The sequence below is a fragment of the Burkholderia sp. Tr-20390 genome (assembly GCF_017104595.1).
Lineage (GTDB): Bacteria > Pseudomonadota > Gammaproteobacteria > Burkholderiales > Burkholderiaceae > Burkholderia.
This window is the reverse complement of record NZ_JAAGPC010000350.1, coordinates 1-3,393: the sequence shown is the minus strand read 5'-3', so window position 1 is coordinate 3,393 and position 3,393 is coordinate 1. Positions and strand designations below refer to the sequence as shown.

The following is a 3,393-nucleotide window of genomic DNA, read 5'->3' as shown; positions in this document are numbered from 1 at the left end:
CCGCCCCGGCCGGCGCCGACGCCGGCAAGGCGCTGTACACGTCGACCTGCCAGGCCTGCCACGCGGCGGGCGTGCTCGGCGCGCCGAAGTTCGGCAGCAAGGAAGACTGGGCGCCGCGCCTGAAGGACTCGATGGACACGGTCTACAACTACGCGCTGCACGGCAAGGGCGCGATGCCGCCGAAGGGCGGGTCGAACGCGTCGGACGCCGACGTGAAGGCCGCCGTCGACTACATGGTCAACGCGTCGAAGTAACCCCACCCGGCCGTCAGTAAAAAACCCCCGCGACGCACACGCATCGCGGGGGTTTTGTTTTTGCGGGCGAACCACTGGATCGCCGGAGCGCCACATCACTTCTGCAGTAACGCCTTCAGGCTCGCGAGCCGGTCCTTCGGCGACATCGGCGCCTCTTCCGGCGTCGGCGGCGGCGCGTCGTCGAGCCCCATCTCCGGGATGAAGCGCGACGGTTCGCACACGACCGTCTCGCGCGCCCGCTTGCGCTTCTTGCACCAGTTCAGGTGCAGGCTGCGCTGCGCGCGCGTGATCGCGACGTACATCAGCCGGCGCTCCTCCTCGATCCGCTCGTTGTCGATCGGGCCGTCGTCCTCGGAGCCGCCGCGGTGCGGCATAATGCCTTCCTCGACGCCAACCAGGAACACGTGCGGATACTCGAGCCCCTTCGACGCATGGACCGTCGACAGCCGAACCGCGTCCGGATCCTCGTCCTTGCCCTCGAGCATCGACATCAGCGCGACGGTCTGGATCAGGCCGAGCAGGTTCTTGCCGGTATCGGCGAGCCCGTCCGCGTTGTGAAAACCTTCCGCCTCGCCATCGACCGCTTCCGTCTCGGGCTTGGTGCCCTTGCGCTTCAGCCATTCGAGGAATTCGAGCACGTTCTGCCACTTCGACTGCGCCTGCCGCTCGTCGAACGCGTCGTACAGATACGCCTCGTAGTGGATCGCCTCCATCATGTCGTCGAGCACGGCGGTGGCGGGATCCTTGTCCGCACGCTCGGTCAGGCGCTGGATGAAGTCACAGAACATCCGCAGCGGCTCGACCTGGCGCGCGGACAGCCGCGCCTCGATCCCGCCCATGTACACGGCCTCGAACAGCGACACCTTCGCCTGGCCCGCGAACGAGCCGAGCGCTTCGAGCGTCGTGTTGCCGATCCCGCGGCGCGGCGTGGTGACCGCGCGGATGAACGCGGGATCGTCGTCGGCGTTCGCGATCAGCCGCAGGTATGCGCACAGATCCTTGATCTCGGCCTTGTCGAAGAACGACTGGCCGCCCGACAGCACGTACGGAATCCGCTCGCGGCGCAGCACCTGCTCGAAGATCCGTGCCTGGAAGTTGCCGCGATACAGGATCGCGTAGTCGCGGAACTGCGCGCGCCGCTCGAACTTGTGCGCGGACAGCCGGAACACGACCGATTCGGCTTCATGCTCCTCGTCGTTGCACGGCGTGACGGTGATCGAATCGCCCATCCCGTGCTCGGACCACAGCTTCTTCTCGAACAGTTTCGGGTTGTTCGCGATCACGTTGTTCGCGGCGGTGAGGATGCGCACCGTCGACCGGTAATTCTGCTCGAGCTTGACCAGGTGCAGCTTCGGGAAATCCTTGCCGAGCTGCGCGAGGTTCTCGAGCGTCGCGCCGCGCCAGCCGTAGATCGCCTGGTCGTCGTCGCCCACCGCCGTGAACGCCGCGCGCGGGCCGGCGAGCAGCTTCAGCAGTTCGTACTGGCACGCATTGGTGTCCTGGTATTCGTCGATCAGCAGGTAGCGCAGCTTGTTCTGCCAGCGGTCGCGCACTTGCTCGTTCTTCGCGAACAGTTCGGCGGGCAGGCGGATCAGGTCGTCGAAGTCGACCGCCTGGTACGCATGCAGCGTCGCGACGTAGTTGCGGTAGACCAGCGCGGCCTGGTGCTCGTCCTCGTTGGCCGCGATCGTCATCGCTTCCTCGGGCATGATCAGGCCGTTCTTCCACAGCGAGATGGTGCTCTGGATCTTGCGGATCAGGCCCTTGTCGGTCGTGCCGATCTGCTCCTGGATCATCCCGAAGCAGTCGTCCGAATCCATGATCGAGAACTGCGGCTTCAGGCCGACGTGCTCGGCCTCCTGGCGCAGGATCTGCACGCCCAGCGAGTGGAACGTGCAGACGGTGAGCTGGTTGACGGGCACCTTGCGGCCTTCCTTGCCGGGCGTGGTGAGCGTCTTGCCCTCGAGCAGCTTCGACACGCGCTCGCGCATTTCGGCGGCCGCCTTGTTCGTGAACGTGACGGCGGCGATGTGGCGCGGCTCGAAGCCTTTCGCTTCGATCAGGTGCGCGATCTTCTGCGTGATCACGCGGGTCTTGCCGCTGCCCGCGCCGGCGAGCACGAGACAGGGACCGTCGAGGTAGCGCACCGCTTCGTTCTGGGCGGGATTCAGGCCTGCGGACATGATGGCGGATGGTGTTGCGGTTGACGGCGGAACGCCGGGAGGATGCCGTGCGCGGCGGGCTGGCGAAGCAGGCGGACACGCGGGCAGGACGCGCATGTTAACACGTCGGCGGCGCGCTTTTCGGGAGCGCCGCCGGGCGGGGCTGCGCGAGCCGACCGGCCGGGCACCCCCTGTCCGTTCGGCCAATCCGGCCCCGTTCGCGCACCGATCGGCCACAATATGGCCACTTCGGCGCCGCCCCGCGCCGGCCCGTTTGCGTCACCTGTACCGCCACCGGATCGACATCATGGGATACCCGTTCGCCACCGCCGCCCTCGGCCCGCTGCTGTTCGCGCAGGGGCGCTACGTGCGCCGCGTCACGCCGCGGCTGCCCGAGGCCGCCGGCCCGCGCGACGGCGTGGCGGGCGACGGCCCGCCGCTGCGCGTGCTGGTGGTCGGCGATTCGGCCGCCGCGGGCGTCGGCGTCGCGACGCAGCGCGACGCGCTGTCCGGGCAACTGGCGAGCGCGCTCGGAGCCACCCACCGCGTGAGCTGGAAGCTGCTCGCGCGCACCGGCCTGACCACGCGGGAGCTGGTCGACTGGCTCGCCGCCGAGCCGGCCGAGCCGTTCGACGTGGCCGTCACGTCGCTCGGCGTCAACGACGTGACGGGCGGCGTGCCGCCGGCCCGCTGGCTGGCGCAGCAGGCCGAGCTCGTCCGGTTGCTCGCCGCGCGCTTCCGGGTCGGGCACGCGATCCTGTCGGCGGTGCCGCCGATGGAGCGCTTTCCGGCGCTGCCGCAGCCGCTCGCGTGGTATCTCGGGCTGCGCGCGAAGCGGCTCAACACGGCGCTCGCCGGGTGGGCCGCCACGCAGCCGCACTGCACGTTCCTGCGCGTCGAGCTGCCGCTCGAGTGCCACCTGATGGCCACCGACGGCTTCCACCCCGGCGCAACCGCCTGCGCGGTGTGGGCCGCGC

The 3,393-nt window shown here is 69.0% G+C and carries 3 protein-coding genes; 2 read left to right on the top strand and 1 reads right to left on the bottom strand.

Annotated elements, in window-relative coordinates:
• Nucleotides 1-254 (top strand): c-type cytochrome (locus tag G3N98_RS38745; RefSeq protein WP_206151074.1); only part of this gene is annotated, 254 nt, incomplete at its 5' end.
• A 95-nt stretch (nt 255-349) separates the two neighbouring features.
• Here the strand turns inward: G3N98_RS38745 and G3N98_RS38740 are convergent.
• The gene (locus tag G3N98_RS38740; RefSeq protein WP_046547468.1) at nt 350-2,437 is read right to left on the bottom strand and encodes a UvrD-helicase domain-containing protein; all 2,088 of its coding nucleotides are present in this window, start codon (nt 2,435-2,437) and stop codon (nt 350-352) included.
• A gap of 286 nt (nt 2,438-2,723) precedes the next feature.
• Here G3N98_RS38740 and G3N98_RS38735 point away from each other — a divergent pair.
• Nucleotides 2,724-3,393, top strand: a 670-nt coding sequence (locus G3N98_RS38735) for an SGNH/GDSL hydrolase family protein (RefSeq protein ID WP_206151073.1), incomplete at its 3' end; no start/stop codon positions are given.

Excerpts from the sequence above, each read along its gene's own strand:
- G3N98_RS38740 (WP_046547468.1), bottom strand. The coding sequence starts at position 2,437 with ATGTCCGCAGGCCTGAATCCCGCCCAGAACGAAGCGGTGCGCTACCTC.